This window comes from Actinacidiphila bryophytorum, from assembly GCF_016916835.1.
Classification (GTDB): Bacteria; Actinomycetota; Actinomycetes; order Streptomycetales; family Streptomycetaceae; genus Actinacidiphila; species Actinacidiphila bryophytorum.
Window position 1 is genome coordinate 14,928 of the sequence record NZ_JAFFIX010000025.1, and the last position, 18,125, is coordinate 33,052.

9 protein-coding genes are annotated in these 18,125 nt (G+C 67.6%); 5 read left to right on the top strand and 4 right to left on the bottom strand.

Going from position 1 to position 18,125, the window contains the following annotated elements:
* Positions 1–243: 243 nt before the first annotated feature.
* Together JT723_RS28225 and JT723_RS28230 are read right to left on the bottom strand one after the other, a co-directional pair.
* Positions 244–648 (bottom strand): SCO4402 family protein, encoded by a 405-nt coding sequence (locus JT723_RS28225; RefSeq protein ID WP_205047651.1) that lies wholly within the window; start codon positions 646–648, stop codon positions 244–246.
* Positions 621–6,938, bottom strand: coding sequence for an RHS repeat domain-containing protein (locus JT723_RS28230; RefSeq protein ID WP_205047652.1), 6,318 nt, complete (start codon positions 6,936–6,938; stop codon positions 621–623). The genes JT723_RS28225 and JT723_RS28230 overlap by 28 nt, the downstream gene beginning before the upstream one ends.
* A gap of 766 nt (positions 6,939–7,704) precedes the next feature.
* Here JT723_RS28230 and JT723_RS36285 point away from each other — a divergent pair.
* The gene (locus tag JT723_RS36285) at positions 7,705–11,730 is read left to right on the top strand and encodes an FG-GAP-like repeat-containing protein (protein WP_251512427.1); all 4,026 of its coding nucleotides are present in this window, start codon (positions 7,705–7,707) and stop codon (positions 11,728–11,730) included.
* Positions 11,731–11,906: 176 nt separating this feature from the next.
* Entirely contained in the window at positions 11,907–13,418 is a 1,512-nt protein-coding gene (locus JT723_RS28240) for a N,N-dimethylformamidase beta subunit family domain-containing protein (protein WP_251512425.1), read from the top strand.
* A gap of 148 nt (positions 13,419–13,566) precedes the next feature.
* On the opposite strand, the gene JT723_RS28245 is transcribed toward JT723_RS28240, so the two are convergent.
* Positions 13,567–14,190, bottom strand: a complete 624-nt coding sequence (locus JT723_RS28245; RefSeq protein WP_205047653.1) for a TetR family transcriptional regulator — start codon at positions 14,188–14,190, stop codon at positions 13,567–13,569.
* A gap of 97 nt (positions 14,191–14,287) precedes the next feature.
* Between JT723_RS28245 and JT723_RS28250 the strand changes: the two genes are divergently transcribed.
* The 3 genes from JT723_RS28250 (at position 14,288) to JT723_RS28260 (ending at position 17,362) form a co-directional block, all read left to right on the top strand.
* Positions 14,288–14,938, top strand: coding sequence for a hemerythrin domain-containing protein (locus tag JT723_RS28250; protein ID WP_205047654.1), 651 nt, complete (start codon positions 14,288–14,290; stop codon positions 14,936–14,938).
* 6 nt (positions 14,939–14,944) lie between these two features.
* Positions 14,945–16,405 carry an MFS transporter gene (locus JT723_RS28255; protein WP_205047655.1) on the top strand — a complete coding sequence of 487 codons (1,461 nt, stop codon included), beginning with the start codon at positions 14,945–14,947 and terminating at the stop codon, positions 16,403–16,405.
* 321 nt (positions 16,406–16,726) lie between these two features.
* Positions 16,727–17,362, top strand: a complete 636-nt coding sequence (locus JT723_RS28260; RefSeq protein ID WP_205047656.1) for a dihydrofolate reductase family protein — start codon at positions 16,727–16,729, stop codon at positions 17,360–17,362.
* A 57-nt stretch (positions 17,363–17,419) separates the two neighbouring features.
* On the opposite strand, the gene JT723_RS28265 is transcribed toward JT723_RS28260, so the two are convergent.
* Positions 17,420–18,013, bottom strand: coding sequence for a TetR/AcrR family transcriptional regulator (locus tag JT723_RS28265; protein WP_205047657.1), 594 nt, complete (start codon positions 18,011–18,013; stop codon positions 17,420–17,422).
* Positions 18,014–18,125: the final 112 nt, after the last annotated feature.

The following is an 18,125-nucleotide window of genomic DNA, read 5'->3' on the forward strand; positions in this document are numbered from 1 at the left end:
ATGCGGTGCGTTTACTCGGGCACAGCGCGACGATGTCGGGCCATCCTCAGGAAGCCCACGCACGGATACCACGCTTGGCAGAAGTTGATCCATTCAACGAACGACGCGAGAGCCACCCCTGCGCAATGGCGCGCTCGTATTCCGCAGTCCTACGGGATGTGCCGTTTCCCGTCCGCTCACACAGAGGGCGGCCGCAGCCGAGCGCGGCCAGGAGAGAGGCGAAAAGGCTATACCCTCACTCGGTCAACTGTTGTCCGAAGTCAACTCCCTGTATGCAGTCTCGGCGGCAGTGACCACAGCATCCCAGTGAGGAGATTCCATGTACTCCAAATCACTGCGCTCCTGCCCCTCAATGTCGAGCAGTCGCTCAAGAGCGTCGGCGAGTACTTCCATGACGCCAACTTCGGCACGGCTCGCCAGGATCGCTCCGAGGTACTTTTCGGGATCCTCAAGCACGACCGTGTCATCGAAGAGAATATGCACATTCATGGAGAAGTCGTCATAGTACTGCTCATTTGGATATCGACCCTCAACCCAGACGCGGCGCTGATAATCCCTGTCAGCCAATGACTTGACAGCACCGATGACACTCTTACGCATCTCCGGAAACTTAACCTCGATCATTTCGGCGTATACCAGTTCTTCCATTTGACCCACTCGGAAAGCGGGATGTGCGCCTCGTAGGCATTATCCTGGATACTGCCTACAATTGGCTCACCATTTCGGCCGATTATCCTTCCGCCGCGATTGATGACGACGTGATCAACCTGCTGATACTCCTGAGAGTTGTTCGGGTTTCCCTGGTCGATTCGAATTCCATTCCCCTTTCCATCGTTCCACCGCCAGCCCACGCCCTTTTTCGTCGGCTTTGGCGTTCCCATTTCACCGGGAACCTTGGACGTCGCAGAGTCTGGGAGGGTCCAGTCGGACGGCGAACTGCTGTCGGATCCCGATCCGCCGTCTCCTGAGGATTCGGAGAGGGCCGTCTTCTCCGAGTTGATGAGGTCGTTGGCGCCCTTACCCAGCAGCGTAATACCGATGCCGGCGAGAGTGCTCGCGGCCCAGACGGCCGGCGCGCCGGCGAGACATCCCACTCCGGTCACGCACAGTGCTCCACCTGCAACATCTGCGCTGGCGCCGATTCCGGTGGCAATGAGACCGATCGCCATTTCTCCGGCACTGAGGATGGCCGCAGGATTGAAGATCTTGGCAGTCGTCTGGGCGGCTGACTTGATGAAGTTCCAGGTCTGGCGGGCAACGGATGGCGGAGGCTTGGGTTTCGCGTGGAAGTGAGCGACGGTGATGGTGGTCTGGCCGTGGGTGGGGACACTGACGACGGCGACGTAGGTGTCGCGGTCGTCTTGTTGGGTGTGGGTCTCGTTGTAGGTCCAGCCGCCGCTGGAGGTGTTGGTCCAGAAGGCGTTGTGGTCCTTGTTGTACTCGTCTTCGCTGTAGCCGCCGTTCCCGGCGATGGGACGCAGGCCGTCCGAGTCGGAGAACGCGAGCGGGTTGTTGTCGCCGTAGGCGTAGCCGTTCATCTGCTGGGGGTCATTGAGGTCCAGCAGGGGGTCGACGCTGATGAAGCGGGCTGTGGTGGGGTCGTATTCGCGGGCGCCCAGATGGGTGAGACCGGTGGCGGCGTCGGCAGTACCGCCGACGAATCCCTTGGTGCCCTGCCAGGTCGTGGGTGCGGTGCCGCGGTCGCTCCCGAAGATAGTGGTCTTGCGCCTGGCCACGGCCTGTGTGGTGGCGTCGATCTGGGTAGTGGCGGTGCCGTGCGGGTCGGTGATCAGGTAGTTGATCGCCCCTGCAGTGCGTAGCGCGACAGTCTTCCCGTTGTAGCTGTAATAGCGGGTACCCACGAGGCTGTTGTCCGGCTTGAGGAGCAGTTCGTTGCCACCCGGGAGGTAAAGGGTGGTGCCGGAGGGATTTGTCGACGTCAGTCGGTTGCCATCGGTGTCGTAGGTGTAGGCGGCGACGATGTCGGCGCCCTGGGACACCGAGGCGAGGTGGCCCTGCGCGTCCCAGTTCAGAGTCTGTTGGGGGTTGGAACCGAGGGTGCGGGTGGCGGTGTTGCCGTCTGCGTCGTAGGTGTAGTCGTCGGTGCCGGGGGCGCTGCCCGTCTGTGTGACCTTCGGCAGGTTGTGAGTGCCCGTGGCAGGCGGAGCATAGGTGCGGACCGTGTCGGTCGCTGGGCCGGCAGCGGTGGTGTGCTGGGTTTCGGTGGTGCGGTTGCCGACGGCGTCGTAGCCGTAGGACGTCCAGTACGCGTCAGGCCCGCCGACCGTGTCGGCAGAGGCGCCCTGGGCGCACGCGCTGTCGGTGTTGGTCGTCCAGGCCTGTGTGATCCGGCGCAGGGCGTCGATGGTGAAGCACTGGTTGTCGGTGACCGCGGCGGCGTCCTGACCGGTGGTGTCGGTGATGGAGGTGACGTTGCCGGCTTGGTCGTATGCGTAGTGGGTGGTGTCGATGCGCTGGGGTGCAGTGTCACGGTCGACGGTCTGGTCGGTCAGTGCGCCCGTGTGCTCGTCGTACTGCTGGGAGCTGTAGACCTTGTGGTTGAAGGCGCCGTACTCCTCGCGCACATCACGCCCGTAGTGGTCGTAAACGGTGTTGGAGACGATCGGGTCGGAACCGGCTGCGAGGGTCACGGGCAGGGCGGAGTTCGCCGTGTACAGGGGGGTGATGTCCTCCTGGGGCAGTCCGCCCATCGCCGGCTGCCGGGTCCATTTGACCTGGCCTGTGGGGTAGTACGCGGTCGTCCACTTGTACGTGCCCGCCAACCCGCCCGTGCCAGGAACCGTCACCTGGGAGATCGCCGGCATCGACAGGCTGCTGTAGGACGTGACTTCGGAGGTGTACGGCTGGCCGCCGACGTACTGGGTGGCCTTGGCAGGCAGGCCCTTGCCTCCGGTGGCTGTGTCGTAGGTCCACTCCGACAGCGTCGTGGTCACACCTTGATAGGTGGAGGTGAGCTTGGTCTTGCGGGCGAGGTCGTCGTAGGCGGTGTGCAGCTTGTAGCCGCGCGCGTCGGTGACATCGGTGACACGGTCGCCGGCGTCGTAGGCGGTCGTCGACGCACCCTTGTCGGGGTCGTCCGCGGTGATCTGCCGGCCCCGGGTGTCGTATGTGTAAGTCCACTTCGCGCCCGAGGGGTCCTGAACCTGAAAGAGCCTGCCGTGCGCGTCGTAGGTGGAAAGCGTGGACTGCGCCTGCGTACGGGCCGCGTCCGTGTACTGCTTCAGCTCGGTCGTCCGGCCAAGCGCGTCGACGACCGTGGTGGTGGCCGTGCCTCCGAGCGGGGGAACCACGGTGGTCGTGTCCCCCGTGTAGGTGGTGGTTGTGCTCTCGGCAGGGTCGCCGAACTTCCGGTTGAGCAACTGGGTGGCACGGCCGGCTCCGTCGTAGACGGTGTCGGTGGACGCCGGGTAGTTCAGTTCCTGACCAGTGACCGGGACCGGTTCCGCGGCACCGTCGGCATAGTAGGTGCCGGAGTTGCGCCACGCGAGACCGCGCGTGTCGTAGAACGTTTCGGTCACCAAGCGCCCGGAGTCGTCCGGTGATGGCGACTGAGTCTCGTACGGCCGCAGCAGTCCGTCATAGAACGCATACGACGTCTGGTACAGGTCGTTGTAGTTCAGTGCGCTGGTGGTGACAACGGTAGGTCCGTCGTTGCGCACGGTGTAGCCGAACTTGTAGCTGGGCGCCGTCGGATATGTGGCCTGGGCGCGGGACGGGGTCCATACCTGGGTGGTGCGGCCGAGAGAGTCGTACGTCAGGGTGGTGACCCGGTTGTTTGCGTCGGTGACGGTCAGCGGCTGTCCGCGGCGCGGGTCGTAGGTGGTGGTGATGTCCTGGCTCAGTGGGTTGGTCACGACCGTCTGGGTGGGGACCTCGCCGGTAGCGGGGGTGTAGGCGGTGGTGGTGGTCTTCCCGTACGCGTCAGCCACTGACAGTGCCCGGCCATAGATGTCGAAGGAGGCCACCGGGGTCGCGGTCACCTGGTCGTAGGCCGATCCGGTCCCGTTGATCTGCTCGACCTTGGTGACATTGCCCTTCGTAGGTGCTGCGGTGAGTGAGGTGGCGCCGTCGTAGTAGGTGCGCGTGTCAGCGTTGAGGTCGGCCGGGAGCGTCGGCGTCACATCGCAGGACCGGTCCACGGACTTCAGCTCGGCTACCCTGTCGAGCAGCCACAGTGTGGTATTCCGGGCGTAGGTGGTGCTGGTGCACGACTCGTCGCCCGACTTGTCCGTATCCCCGGTGGAGGAGGAAGTGGCGACCATGCCGTACGAGTCGAAGGTGCTGTGCACCGCGGTCGTGCGCGTGCCGCCGGTCACGGTGGTGCGGGTCTGCTCGTCGGAAGTACCGGTGTGGTAGGCGACGAGATCCGGCAGGCCGGTGCGGGCACGGGTCGCGGTCGCTGCAGACCGCCACGGGGTGTACGACGTGGCCGACACCAGCTTGGCGGTGTCATCGCCGTCGTAGGTCGCCGACTCCCGCACCATACCGGCGAACTGCTCGCGGTCGGTGACCGAGGTCCCTGCCGAGTCCGCCACCGACGCACCGTCGATCCCGCGGAAGTACCGGGTCTCGCTCAGCGACTTCGTGTCGAAGCCGGCACCCGATCGCGTCTGTACGAGGCCGTAGCCGCGTTGTACCGAGTACGTGCGGTCCGCGGGCTTGGTGAACTCGTCGGTCGACTTCGCCCAGGCGGCGCCGCCGAGGTAGGTGTAGCTGGTCACCTTGTCCGGGGTCGCTGCGAGGTTGTCGCCCTCAACCACCTGCTTCACCGGGTAGGTGTTGAACCAGTCCAGGGTGGCGGTGTCCCCCTCAGACGCCCATTTCACCGGGTAGCAGGTGGTCTGGTTGGTGCCGTCGGCTGGGGGCAGTGACGTCGCCGTGCAGCCCGGGTCGTTGTAATAGACGCCGACAGTTCCGCCGGACTCCGTGGTGATCTGTGATACCCGCAGCCGGACGAAGGGGGCGATCCCGTCGCCGGTCTTATCGACCCTGTTGGCCATCTGCTCAGGGGAGAACGTCGTGGGCGGCAGTAGTGCGGTGAAGTTCCCCGACGTGTCCGTGGTCCCCCGGGTGATGGAATTGAGCCACATAGGGGTGGAGATGCCGTCACCCGACGGCGGGAAGTCCTGGTTCAGCTGCCAGGTGTCGACGTTCTTGTAGGCGCCGCCGGTCAGAACCTGCGTGGTCACCGAAGTCAGCCGCTTGCGGGACCAGAAGCTTGGGGAGGTCTGCAACGGGGTGCACGTACCTCCGTCCTTGCAGTACTGGTCGAAGGGCACGTCGGGCCAGTTGGTGGCATGTGTGGTATCGAAGGTTCCGCAGTCCTCAAGGCATCGCTCTTTGGTGGTGAAGGCCACCTTGCCCATGGCCCTGCCGGAGTAGACGGCGTCGGAACGGAGCCCGTAGTCGATGTGATCGAGATAGCCGCCACGGGTGTACGGGGTAGGGGTCGACAGGCCCGTGGTCTCGTTGTAGTTGCGACCGTAGTCGTTGGTCTCTTTGTCCCAGTAGTACGCCATTGCATTGCCGTGCACGTCCACGACATAGTCGAGCTGCCAGCGCCAGGCCTGCTGGCACCAGGCAGCAGCGAAGGAAGCGTTGTAGCAGGGCTCCCCCGACTGGTTGCCGAACACCGGCACCGTCCAGGTCGAGTTGGTCTCCGGCGTGGTCGAACCCGTCCAGCCCGGGAGGCGGTTGAGGCCGAAGAAGTACTGCGTTCCGTCAGTGGCTGTGACCTTCCAGTGCTCACCATCGTTGTCACCGTTGCCGGTGACTTCGTCAGCGTTGGTCAGCTTCTCGATCTTCTGGCCCGAATCGTCCGCAGCGTGCCAACCGTGCGTGCTGTCGTAGACCAGCTCAGTGGACCTGCCACCGAGCGAAAGCGTCGCGTTGTCGGTGTACCAGCACTGATCCCCGACCTTGGCCGTGTTGGTTCCGCCGGTTTGGTCGTCGTTGCACGACTTGTAGCTGCGCTCGATGAAGCCCGGCTCGTACGACCATCCGTCGCCGATGGACGAGGGCTGATTGTTCGACGCCGACGTCCTGCCGTCCACTGCCAGCGAGCTGTAGCCCAGCGACACACTCGGCTCGAGGCCTCCCGGAACCTCAGGAGCACTCATGGGGTAGGTCCAGTTGAACGCCCCTGTCGAATCACCCGCGCTCCACGACCCCGACGCCTGGAGCGAAGTTGCCTTGTACGTACCCGACGGCCCGCTCGCATCCGCCTCTGCGGCGAGCACGGTCGCTCCCGAGGACTGCGGTGCAACCATGATCTGCGCGGACAAGGTGGAGGCTGCCGTGTCGTTGGTGGTCCGTACCGGGGACGCCGTTCGACAGGCGGCCTTATCCGGTGTGGTCAGGGCGCAGGCGGGGAGCTGGACGAGGTGAAGCCGAGAGGCCCAGTCGCCGCCGTATGCGCCCTTGAACGAGCCATAGTCGATTTCGACCTTCGCCGGGCCCGGCCGATTCACGCCGTCGGCCCGGCCGACCGACAGGAGAAGTCCGTCAACTCCGGTCTTTTGGGTGGCAGTTCGATCGGCAACACTCACGTGGAGCTTGGCCGGACCAGACGCCCCCGACACGGCGCCCGCCCGTACTGGCAGCGAACCCGCCCTGTGCAGGGAAGGCACGGAGGGGGCGGTCGCCGAATCTGCGGCGGGTTCAGCCCCGGGCAGGGCGATGTCCGTGCCGCCAGCGGCAGGCCAATTTACCTTCGGCGCCTTCCAGGACCTCGCCACCTGGCCGATGCGCTTGCCACCACCGGTCTTCGCCAGCTTCACCGGTACGGCCTTCGGCTGCTGCACTCCTGGCAACGACAGGGCCGAACCCGTACCGGCCGCGGCCACCGCAGGCAACAGGCCCACCGAGACGGCCACCACCGCCGAGACCGCCACTGTGCGCACACCGAACCAGCCCACGCCGAAACCCCACCCCTTGTGCCATGGAAAAGTACGGGCGGACTCTAGCAGCGACCCTGTTATGAAATCCAGACCCAAGATCTTTGGTGTTCTTTGACGAATCCAGAGGAAGAGAACTATACCTCGTGCGCCATAGGCGATCCTCGGTGATTTCGTCAAGTACCCAAAGCAGACGAAGGAAGCCCAGGATCGCTGCAGCCCCAGCCATGGTGCGTCTTGCGGCCAGCTTGTACTGGGCCGTTGCGCCCGGAGACTGGCCGTCGTAGATACTCGCGCATTCGTGCCTGCCGCGCCATCCACGTATAGAGTCCGCCCGGCGTATCTGACGACAAAGAGGAGTACGATGTTCCAGAGAATACGAGGCGGACCACCTTTGCCTCGGCGCCTGCGCGGTCTGTCGGCCGCTGTTGCTGTGACGATATCGATCGTCGGTTTCCTCCCCGCCTACGCGGCGTCGGCCGCACCCGCACCGTCGTCAGCCGTCGGCTTGTCCGATGGTGCACCCGGTGCCGACCCGGTCGGTGACGGGTCACTTTCGGATGAGGACTTGGCGCTGGAGCAGGCGCAGTCGACGGGGCAGCCGTCCGAAGTGGTCTCGGCGCGGACTGAGTTGTCGGATGAGTGGGCGAATCCGGATGGGTCGTTCTCGGTGAAGCGGTACGGCTCGCCGGTGCGCGTCTTCCGGGCGGGTGCGTGGGTCCCTACTGATCCGACTCTGGTCTTTGCCGCGGACGGCAGCGTGGTGCCCAAGGCGTCCACTGTTGCGGTGACGTTTTCCGGTGGCGGGACGGGGCCGCTGCTCTCAGGCGTGAAGGACGGCCGGACCCTGACCCTGAGTTGGCCCACCGCGCTGCCGGTGCCGACGCTGGACGGGAACGTCGCCACCTACTCCGAGATACTTCCCGGTGTGGACCTTCAGCTCAGGGCGGAGGTCGAGGGTTTCTCCCAGTTGATCGTTGTCAAGAGCGCGCAGGCGGCGCAGAATCCGGCACTGGCCACCCTGCGCTACACGATGAGCACGGTCGGCCTGTCGGTGGCAACCGACGCCGGCACGGGCAGCGTGACGGCCAGCGACCCGGCGGGGCAGAGCGTCTTCACCAGTCCCACCCCGCTGATGTGGGACTCCACCACCATCAGCAGTGACGGCGGCACGACCGCGACAGCAAGTGCCCGAGTGGCGGCCGAGGGGGATGGAACCGACCCAGCGGACGCCTTCGAGCCGCCGCCCGGTGCGCAGGACGCGCAGATGCCCGCCACGGTCAGCGGCGACACCCTGTCGATCATTCCGGACCGGGACCTGCTGACCGGAGCCGACACGCAGTACCCGGTGTTCATCGACCCGTCGTGGGCCTGGGGGGTCCGGCAGAACTGGACCCGGGTGTACCAGAAGTATCCGAACAACTCCTACTGGAACGCCAACGAGGTCGCCCGCGTCGGCTACGAAAACGAGACGGGCGGCCTGTCGCGGTCGTTCTTCCAGTGGGACATCTCCAACATCGAGCACGCCGGGGTCATCTCCTCGGTGTTCCGGATCAAGAACGTGTGGTCATGGTCCTGCGAGGATCGTGAAGTCCAGCTCTGGCAGACCGGGCCCATCTCGTCGAAGACCACCTGGAACCACCAGCCGTCCAAGATCGGCTCCAGTCCGCTGGCGATTGCCACCGAATCCAAGGGCTGGAGCAGCAGTTCCTGCCCGGCAGGAAACCTGGAGTTCGACCTCACTCCCAAGATCAAGGACGCCGCCGCACACGCCAACTCCAGCGTCACCCTGGGCCTTTACGCCGCCAACGAGAACGACACCTACAGCTGGAAGAAGTTCGACCCCAAGTCGGCAGTCCTTGAAACGAAGTTCAACAACGCTCCCAGCGCCCCCACCAAGCTCGGCACCAGCCCCAAGACCAACTGCGCCAGCGGCGGTCTGATCGGCAACACCACCGTCAGCCTCTACGCCACCGTGGACGACAAGGACGCCGGCAACCTCACCGCCCGCTTCCAGGTCTTCCCCACCGGCTCGACCACAGCCGTGGTCGACAAGACCGTGCCTGCGATGGACCACCGGGTTGTCACACTCTCGGTGCCGGACGCGAACCTGCCGACCGGAAGCTACACATGGCGGATCAACGCCACCGACCCGATGAACGCAACCTCGGACTGGTCGGCCACCTGCAAGTTCAGCGTGGACCGGACCAGACCAGGCAAGCCACCGCTGATCGACTCGACGGTGTTCCCCTCCGGTGAGGCCGGCTGGCCGGCGAACACCGGCAAGGCCCGTACCACCGCCGCATTCACTCTCATGCCCAACGGCGCCACTGACGTCGTCCGGTACGGCTGGTACACCGATTACGACCCCCAGGTGAACTACGACGAGGTGGCGGCAGGCCAGAACGGCTCGGCGTCAGTCACGCCGCCCGGCTACGGTCCGCACTTCGTCTACGCCTTCAGCATTGACGCAGCCGGCAATCGTTCCGATACCGCCACATACATCTACTACGCAGCCAGCCTGGGCCTCCGCGATGCGCCAGGTGATCTCAACGGCGATGGCAACAACGACATCTGGAATGTCGACTCCAACGGTACCCTGCTCACCTACGCCGGCCAGGGCAACGGGCAGTTCTCCGCCGCCACCAACGGCGGCCAGGCCTTCGACGACGCCCAGGTCACCTCACGCGGCGACTGGGGACAGGACGGCTACAACGACCTCGTTGCCCTCGAACCGGCCGCCGTCGGGACCGCGAAAGATCTGTGGACATACCCCAACAACGGCTCCGGAATCGCAACCGGGACCGGCACCGACGGCGGCGCACAACCACTGACTGTCGCCTGCCCGGCGATCACCGAGCCGACCGACGACAACCCTGACGGCTGTGCCACCGCCGACGACCACTGGCACGACGCCGACCAGATCATCGCCCCCGGCGACCTCAACGGCGACGAGAGGCCCGACCTCCTGGTCAAGGAGAACAACTTCCTATGGGCCTACTACGGCGACGGCAGCAGCAAGCGCCTCGACCTGTACGGCGCACCCGTCCTCGTCGGCGGTAGCGACTGGAACAAATACACAGTGATCGCCCCCGGCGACCTCAACAACGACAAAGTGCCCGACCTGCTGTTGCGCGACAACGCCAGCGGGGACGTCTACCGCACCTACGGCAAACAGGGGGAGAAGGAGGGAGTCGTCAATCCCGCCACATGGGGTGACGCCGCCTCGCGGGTGAAGATCGGCAGCGGCCTGACCGCCGCCGCCTACCCGGTCGTCGGGTCCGCCGGCGACGTAACGGGTGACGGCATCCCGGACGTCTGGGGTCGCAAGACCAACAACACCATGACTGGCTGGCCGGGCGTGAAGACCGGCACCGATCTCACCGGCCTGGGCACTGCCTTCAGCATCGACGGTATAACGGGCGGCGCCCGTATACCGGCTGGCACCGTTCTCTCCTCGGGCTCGAGTTTCTCCTCCCGCTCCAACACCCTGACCATGCAGTCCGACGGCAACCTCGTCGTCACCTCCAAGACCGGGCAGACCCTCTGGTCCACCGGCACGGGGGGAAACCCGGGTGCCACCGGCCTCATGCAGCCTGACGGCAACCTCGTGGTCTACAAGGCCGACGGCAGTACCCAGCTGTGGTCGTCGAACACGCAGGGCGCGAACGGCTACGCACTCCTCCAGGACCGCGGCAACCTCGTCGTCTACAACGCAAAAGGCCAGTCCCTATGGGCCGCGGGTACCGAGGTCCGCAACGACTACAACGGCGACGGCAGAAGCGACATGGCGGCCTGGTACAGCTACGCCGACACCACCTCCGGAATGGTCACCTTCACCGGAAACTCCGACGGCACCATCGCAGGCCCCGCCAAGTCCTACACCTCGCAACCGGGGAGCTGGAACAGCTCCAAAATGCAGTTCGCCACCGGCGACTTCAACGGCGACGGCAGAAGCGACATGGCAACCGCCTACGACTACGGAGGCGGCGTCGTAAGACTCTTCACCGCTCTCGGCAACGCCACCGGCGGCTTCGGCTCCCCCACTGCCTCCTGGACCTCCAAACCCGGTGGTTTGTACCTGCCGAGCATGACCCTGCACAGTGGCGACTTCAACGGTGACGGCCGCGACGATCTCGCCGTCTGGTATTCGTACCCCACCGGCGAAGACACCTTGTTCACCTTCACCGCCAACGTCCAGGGCGGCTTCAACGCCCCCTTCTCCTCATGGACCAGCGCCAACGGCTGGAACGTCAGCGAGTCGAAGCTCACCACCGGCGACTTCAACGGCGACGGCCGCGACGACATCGGCGCCCTGTACGGCTACACCGACGGCCACGTCACCATGTTCAGCTTCCTCACGGTCCCCACCGGAGCCTTCCACTCCCCCCTGACCTCATGGAGCAGCACCAGCTGGGGCGACTGGAACCGTACCTACCTCCAGTCCGGCGACTTCAACGCCGACGGCAAGGACGACATCGCCGCCTGGTACGACTACGCCGACGGGCACGACTCCCTCCACACCTTCCTCAGCTACGCGAACGGCACCGGCGGATTCAACAACCCGACCCAGTCCTGGAACTCGGCAGCAGGAAACTTCGACTACTCCCACATGAAAATGACCGCCGGCGACTACAACGGCGACGGGCACGACGATCTCGCCGCCCTGTACGGCTACACCGACGGCACAAACACCAACCGTGCCTTCACCTGGCTCGGTACCACCACCGGAGGCTTCTCAGGCTCCTATGCCGGCTGGTCATCCACCGCCTGGACCTGGAGCAATTTCCACTTCCTCAATCGGTACAACTAACCTGTAGGTCGCATAAGGGGTGCCGTCGGATATTCCAGGCGGCACCCCACCTGCAACATGCCCGGCTGTTCTCTGCGAACCCTGCCAGTCGAGGCGGTACCCCCGAGCTGAACGGGAGGTAGCCGCGTCGTATCATCGGATGTTCTGCTTCGTCCGGTGAGGATCTTGGGGGTTCGGTGTCGAAGGTGTCGCGCCGGGTGGCGTTGTCGGCGCTCGGTCTTGGTGTGGTCGCCGTCGCGGGGTGCGAGGGGCAGAGCGACGACAGCCCTTCCGTACCGCAGTCGCGGCGCACCGGAGACAACCCCGTCGCCCGTGAGAACCGGCTGGCCGGGTCCGCGGACTGGAAGATGTCCAGGAACGGCACCCGCCCGGTCACCGACGATGCCGGGCAGATCCAGGGTTACGCGTCTGCCACGTCGGTGAACATCGGCGAGTCCGTGGACTTCCACGTCTCCGTACGGCCCGCGGGCCACTTCACGGTGGCCGTCTACCGGCTGGGCCACTACGGGGGTGTCGGCGCCCGCCACCTGGTGACCAGCCCCCGCCTCTCCGGTGCCGCGCGGCCGGTGCCCGCCTCGGACCCGGCGACCGGGACGATCACCTGCGGCTGGCCGGTGTCATGGACGCTGGCGGTACCCAAGGAGTGGGTGTCCGGGTCCTATCTGGCGGTCTTCACCAGCGAGGCCGGTTTCCGGAGCTACACCCCGTTCGTGGTACGCGATGACGCCCGCCGGGCGGACTTCCTGGCCGTGGTGCCGTTCACGACGTACGCGGCCTACAACCTGTGGCCGATGGACGGCCGTACCGGCAAGAGCCTGTACAAGGGGTACGACGCCCAGGGGAAGGTCGGCGGCCTGGACTACCGGGCCTTCGAGGTGGCCTTCGACCGCCCCTACTTCGGCAGCGGCCTGCCCTCGCGCTCCCAGATCGACCGCGACCTGGTCACCTGGATCGAACGCTCCGGCTACGACGTCACCTACGCCAGCAGCCTGGACCTGCACGAGGGCCGTATCGACCCCTCCCACTACCGCGGCCTGGTCTTCACCGGCCACGACGAGTACTGGTCCAAGCCCATGCGCGACGTCGCGCAGTCCGCCGTGGAGGCCGGCACGCATCTGGTGTACCTGGCGGCGAACAACGTCTACTGGCACGTCCGGCTCCGGCAGGGCACCGACGGCCGCGACAACCGGGTCATGACCTGCTACAAGGACACCCAGGACCCCACCGCCGACACCAGCGGCCCCACCACCCGGTGGCGCCAGCTGGACGCCGACGGCGCCCGCGCCGAGCAGGGGCTGCTGGGCGTGCAGTACAACGGCGTGGTCAAGACCGAGGTCCCGCTGGTGGTCAAGGACGCCGGGCACTGGTTCTGGAAGGGAACCGGGGTCAGCGACGGCGACACCATAGACAACCTGATAGGCGGCGAGGCCGACGGGCGGAACGCCCGCATGCCCCAGCCTGCTGCGGCCCACCACGCACTGCTGTCCGCGTCGCCCTACACCGACAAGCAGGACGGCGTGCACCGCATCCAGAACACCAGCCTGTACGAGACCAAGCACGGCACCGTCGTCTTCGTCGCCGGCACCTTCAACTGGACCCGCGCCCTCGCCGACCCCAAACACACCGACCACCGCGTCCAGGCCGCGACCACCAACCTCTTCACCCGCATGCTCCAGCCCCGGGCCTAAAAGCCGACAATGTCCGCCCGCGGATGAAGGCGCCCGTTCGCGAAGGAGATGCCGACGCGCTCGGCGTATGTGAGGACGAGCGAGTGCCACCCGATCCCGTCCGGGGAGGAAGACCGCTCATCCGCTCCCGAAGAGTCGGCCCGGTGGGCTAGGCCGTCAGGTCGAGGCTGGCCGGGACGGCATGGATCGTGCCGGTCAGGGCGGTTTGGAGGGCGGGGCGGGCGCCGGCGCCGTGGGCGCGGACCCATGCGCGGCCCGCGATGCTGAAGGCGGTCAGGGTCAGTTCCGCCAGGACGTGGAGACGCAGGTCGTCCGCGTCGAGGGCGAGTTTGCCGGCCAGCAGTGTCGCCAACTGCTCCTTGACCTGGGCGCGGTGGTGTTCGACGTAGCGGAGCAGGGCGGGTTCTGCTGCCGCCAGGCGGCGGGTGGCGAGGAAGCGGGCGTCCCACGTGTCGTCCAGGCCGTCGAGGGCCGCGGCGAGCGCGCGGTGGAGCGCGTCGAGGACCGGGCCGGTCAGGGTGTCGGCCTCGACGGTGGCCAGGAAGGCCGTCCACAGCTCGGCCTCGGCCTCGATCCCGGCCGCCTCCTTGGCCGGGAAGGTGCGCGAGAACGTGCTCTTGGAGACCTCCGCCTCCTCGGCCAGCTCCTCCAGCGTGGTCGCGTCGAAGCCCTGCTCGGTGAACAGCCGCAGTGCCGCGTCGGCCAGCGCCCGGCGGGTGCGCAGCTTCTTGCGCTCGCGCAACGGCAGGGAACGGACGTCGTCGCTCGTCATGCCCCTCAGCCTACCCGCTCGCGGGCTCCCGCCTCAAGTGAGACGCAGATTCATTTGGTGCTTGACATGAAATGAGGCGGAGAGTCATTCTTGTCTCATGACTCACTACCGGCTGGACATGACGATGATGTTCGCGATGCACGACGCGATGCGCCGCGACCTCGCCCAGGTCACGCGCATCGCAAGCGGCGTCACGAGAAGCAGCAGCGACGACCCCGCCCACCTGCTGCGCACCGCACTGGGCTGGGAGCTGTTCAAGAAGTTCCTGCTGGTGCACCACCAGACGGAGGACGACGTCCTGTGGCCGGCGCTGCGCAAAGCGGTGGCCGGGAACGACGACCAGCTCGCCCTCGCGGACGCCCTGGAGGAGGAGCACGGCGTCATCGAACCGCTGCTCGCCGCCGTCGACGCGGCAGGCGCCGACCCCGACGGCGGGCACGGTCGGTTCGCCGACATAGTCGACGAACTCGCCGGTCAGCTCGGCGCGCACCTCACACACGAGGAGGCCAACGGCCTCACCCTCATCGACGCCTCGCTCCCCGCCGAGCAGTGGCAGCACTTCGCCGCCGTCCACGGGCAGCGCCTCACGCCCGACGCGGACACGTACATGCCGTGGCTGCTCAGCCACCACGGCCCGGACGAACTCGCCCGCGCGCTGGAGAAGTTCCCGCCGCGCTTCGCGAACGCCTTCCGCGAGCAGTGGGCGCCCGCCTTCGCCGCCCGCGGCGACCTGTGGAACGGACGGTGACCTGCGATGTCCCTCGACAGCACCTCCGTGCCGCGCACCGCGGCCTCCGCACCCCCGCGCAGGCTCGGGCTCGCGCTGCTCGTCATCGCCACCGCCCAGCTGATGCTGGTCCTGGACGACACGATCGTGAACGTCGCCGTCCCCAGCATCCAGCGCTCACTGGACGTGCCCACGTCCAGCCTCAACTGGGTCATCAGCTTCTACGCCCTCAGCTTCGGCGGCCTGCTGCTGGTCGGCGGCCGGGCGGGCGACCTCTTCGGGCGGCTGCGGGTCTTCCGCGCGGGCATAGCGCTGTTCACGCTGGCGTCCGTCAGCGGCGGATTCGCCCCGAACGAGACCGCGTTGATCGTCTCGCGGGTCGTGCAGGGCTGCGGAGCCGCCGTCGCCGCGCCCTGCGCGCTGTCCCTGCTCGCCGTCACCTTCCCGGCCGGCCCCGCACGCACCAAGGCGCTCGGCGTGTACGGGGCCATGGGCGGGCTCGGGTCGGTGCTGGGGCTGCTGGTGGGCGGGGCGCTGACGGAGTACGCAAGTTGGCGGTGGGTGCTCTTCATCAACGCGCCCATAGCTCTGCTGGTGCTGGCCGGCACCGGGCTCGGCGTGCTCAACTCCGGTGAGCGGGAGCCGGACCGGCTCGACATACCCGGCGCCGTGACCGCGACGCTCGGTATCGGCTCGCTCATCTACGCGCTCAGTCGCGGCACCGCCGACGGCTGGACGGACGCGGGCACCGTCGCGGCCTTCGCCGCCGGGGCCGTCCTCGTCGCCGCCTTCGTCGTCGTCGAGCGCCGCAGCCGCGCCCCCATGCTGCCTGGGCGGCTCGTCGCCGACCGCAACCGGGGCGGAGCCAACGCCGTCATGCTGCTGCTCGGCCTCGGCCTGCTGGCGATGTTCTACCTGCTCACCCTCTATATGCAGGTCGTCCGCGGCTACTCGGCGCTGCACACCGGGCTCGCCTACCTGCCGGTCGTCGTCGGCACGGGCGTCGCCGCCGCCGGGCTGGGGCCGGCCCTGCTGGCCCGCCTCCAGGCCGGAACGGTCATCGGCGTCGGCATGGCGATGGCCGCGGGGGGCCTGGCCTGGACGGCCGCACTGCTCGACCCGGCCTCCTCCTACTGGACGGTCCTCGTCCCCACCATGCTCGCCGTCGGGGTCGGCACGGGCCTGACCTTCGTCGGCTGCACGGTGACCGGCATGCGCGGGGTGGCCCCCCGCGAGTCCGGCGTCGCGGCGGGCCTGCTCAACACCAGCACCCAGTGCGGCGGCGCCCTGGGCCTGGCGGCCCTGGCCGCGCTGGCCTCCGCAACCACCCGTAGCCGCCTGTCCGCGGGCCACGCCCTGCCCGCCGCCCTGACCAGCGGCTACGCGGCGGGGCTGCTGGCAGCAGCGGTCATCTACGCGATAGCCGCGGGGGTCGCTGCGCTGGCGATCGACGCAAGGCTCACCCCCGAGGAGGCCTCGGGGCACTGAGCCGGCGGGGCGACCAGCGGGCGGGGCGCTGGCAGGACGCTGTGCCTGCGGCCCGGGCGAGCCGGCGGGCGCTGTGCCTGCGGCCCGGGCGAGCCGGCGGGCGCTGGGCGGGCGGGCCGATGCGTCGGCGCGGCGCTGAGCCAGCGGGGGGCACTGAGCGGGCGGGGCAACCAGCGGGCGGAGCCGACCAGCCGGGGGGGCGGCCAGCGGGGCGGGCGCTGAGCCTGCCAGGCCGATGATCCCGCGAGGTGAGCGATGAGTTCGGCCCGCCCGGCCGGTCTACCCCCCGAGCGAGCCAATCCGGAACACAAGGAGCACACCATGGGCCTCATCGAAATCGAGCTGTTCGCCACGCTGGACCTTGTCGGGCAGGCGCCCGGGGGGCCGGAGGAGGATCCGGCGGGCGGGTTTCCGTTCGGCGGGTGGCAGGCGCCGCTGATCGACGAGGTCGCGGGGGCGCAGATCGGCGCCGCGTACGAGGGCACCGACGCGCTGCTGCTCGGGCGGCGGACATACGACCTGTTCGCCTCCTACTGGCCGCACCAGAAGGGTGGCGAGGACGGCGACATCGCCACGCTCTTCAACAGCGTGCCGAAGTACGTCGCCTCTCGCGGCACACCGGACCTGTCGTGGGCCGGGTCCACGCACCTCGGGCCGGACCTGGGCGCCGCCCTGCGGGAGGTGCGCGAACGGCACGAGCACATCAAGGTCGTGGGCAGCCTGGACCTGGTGCAGACCCTGCTGCACGAAGGGCTCTTCGACCGGCTCGACCTGTGGATCCACCCGGTCGTGCTCGGCGTAGGCAAGAAGGTCTTCGACGGCGGCGAGGTGCCGGCGAACCTCACCCTGCTCGCCCCGCCCGCGGCCAGCCCGAAGGGCACCGTCTACCTGCGCTACGCCCTCGCCGAGGGCACCCCGCGCACCGGTGACATGAGCGCCCCCGACCGCGGCGTCTGAGGCCCAGGCCCGGGCCGCAGCCCCCGCGTCCCAGCTCAGGCCAAAGCCCTCGCCGCCCTAGTCCGGGCGGCAGGCCCGGACGACGGAGGCGATCACGTCGTCCAGCCCCTCCTCGGCCACTTCCGGCGCCACCACGCCGCTCGCGGCCAGGCCGATGTAACCCTGCAGCGGCGCGAAGACCGTCAGTGCGACCCTTTCCAGGTCCCCGGCGCGCACCTCACCGCGCCGCTGCCCCTCGGCGACCATGTCGAGGCCCTGCTGCACCCACCGGAGGGCGGCGCCGCCGAGCTCCTCGGACGCCTCCGGGCTGTGCTTGGCCGAGAACATCAGGTCAAGCAGTGCGCCGTTGGCGGCGGCGAAGCCGACGAAGGCGCGGGCTGTGGCGTCGAGTTGCTCGGGGAAGGTCCGGCCCGCGCCGTCCTGCGCGGTGGCGATGGCCGCGGTGAGCCGTTCGAAACCCGTGAGCGCCAGTGCGTCCAGCAGGGCCTGCTTGGTGGTGAAGTGCCGCCGGGGTGCGGCCGGGCTCACCCCGAGGTCGCGGGCCAGCTCCCGCAGCGACAGTGCGTCGGAACCCTTCTCACGCAGCATCTCCTCGGCCCGGGCCAGCAGGGCCGCCGCGAGGTCTCCGTGGTGGTAAGGGCGCTTGTGCATGCCCTCACTCTAGACCAGTGTGACCAGCGACAACATTGTGCCCGTTGCCTACATTGTTTGCATCGCCTACATTGAGAGGAGGGCAGGCCGCCACGGCCCCCCGTACCCACCC

Coding starts and splice junctions, on each gene's coding strand:
- JT723_RS28265 (WP_205047657.1), bottom strand. CDS start 18,013: ATGCACAAGCGCCCTTACCACCACGGAGACCTCGCGGCGGCCCTGCTG.
- JT723_RS28225 (WP_205047651.1), bottom strand. CDS start 648: ATGGAAGAACTGGTATACGCCGAAATGATCGAGGTTAAGTTTCCGGAG.
- JT723_RS28250 (WP_205047654.1), top strand. CDS start 14,288: ATGACTCACTACCGGCTGGACATGACGATGATGTTCGCGATGCACGAC.
- JT723_RS28245 (WP_205047653.1), bottom strand. CDS start 14,190: ATGACGAGCGACGACGTCCGTTCCCTGCCGTTGCGCGAGCGCAAGAAG.
- JT723_RS28260 (WP_205047656.1), top strand. CDS start 16,727: ATGGGCCTCATCGAAATCGAGCTGTTCGCCACGCTGGACCTTGTCGGG.
- JT723_RS28255 (WP_205047655.1), top strand. CDS start 14,945: ATGTCCCTCGACAGCACCTCCGTGCCGCGCACCGCGGCCTCCGCACCC.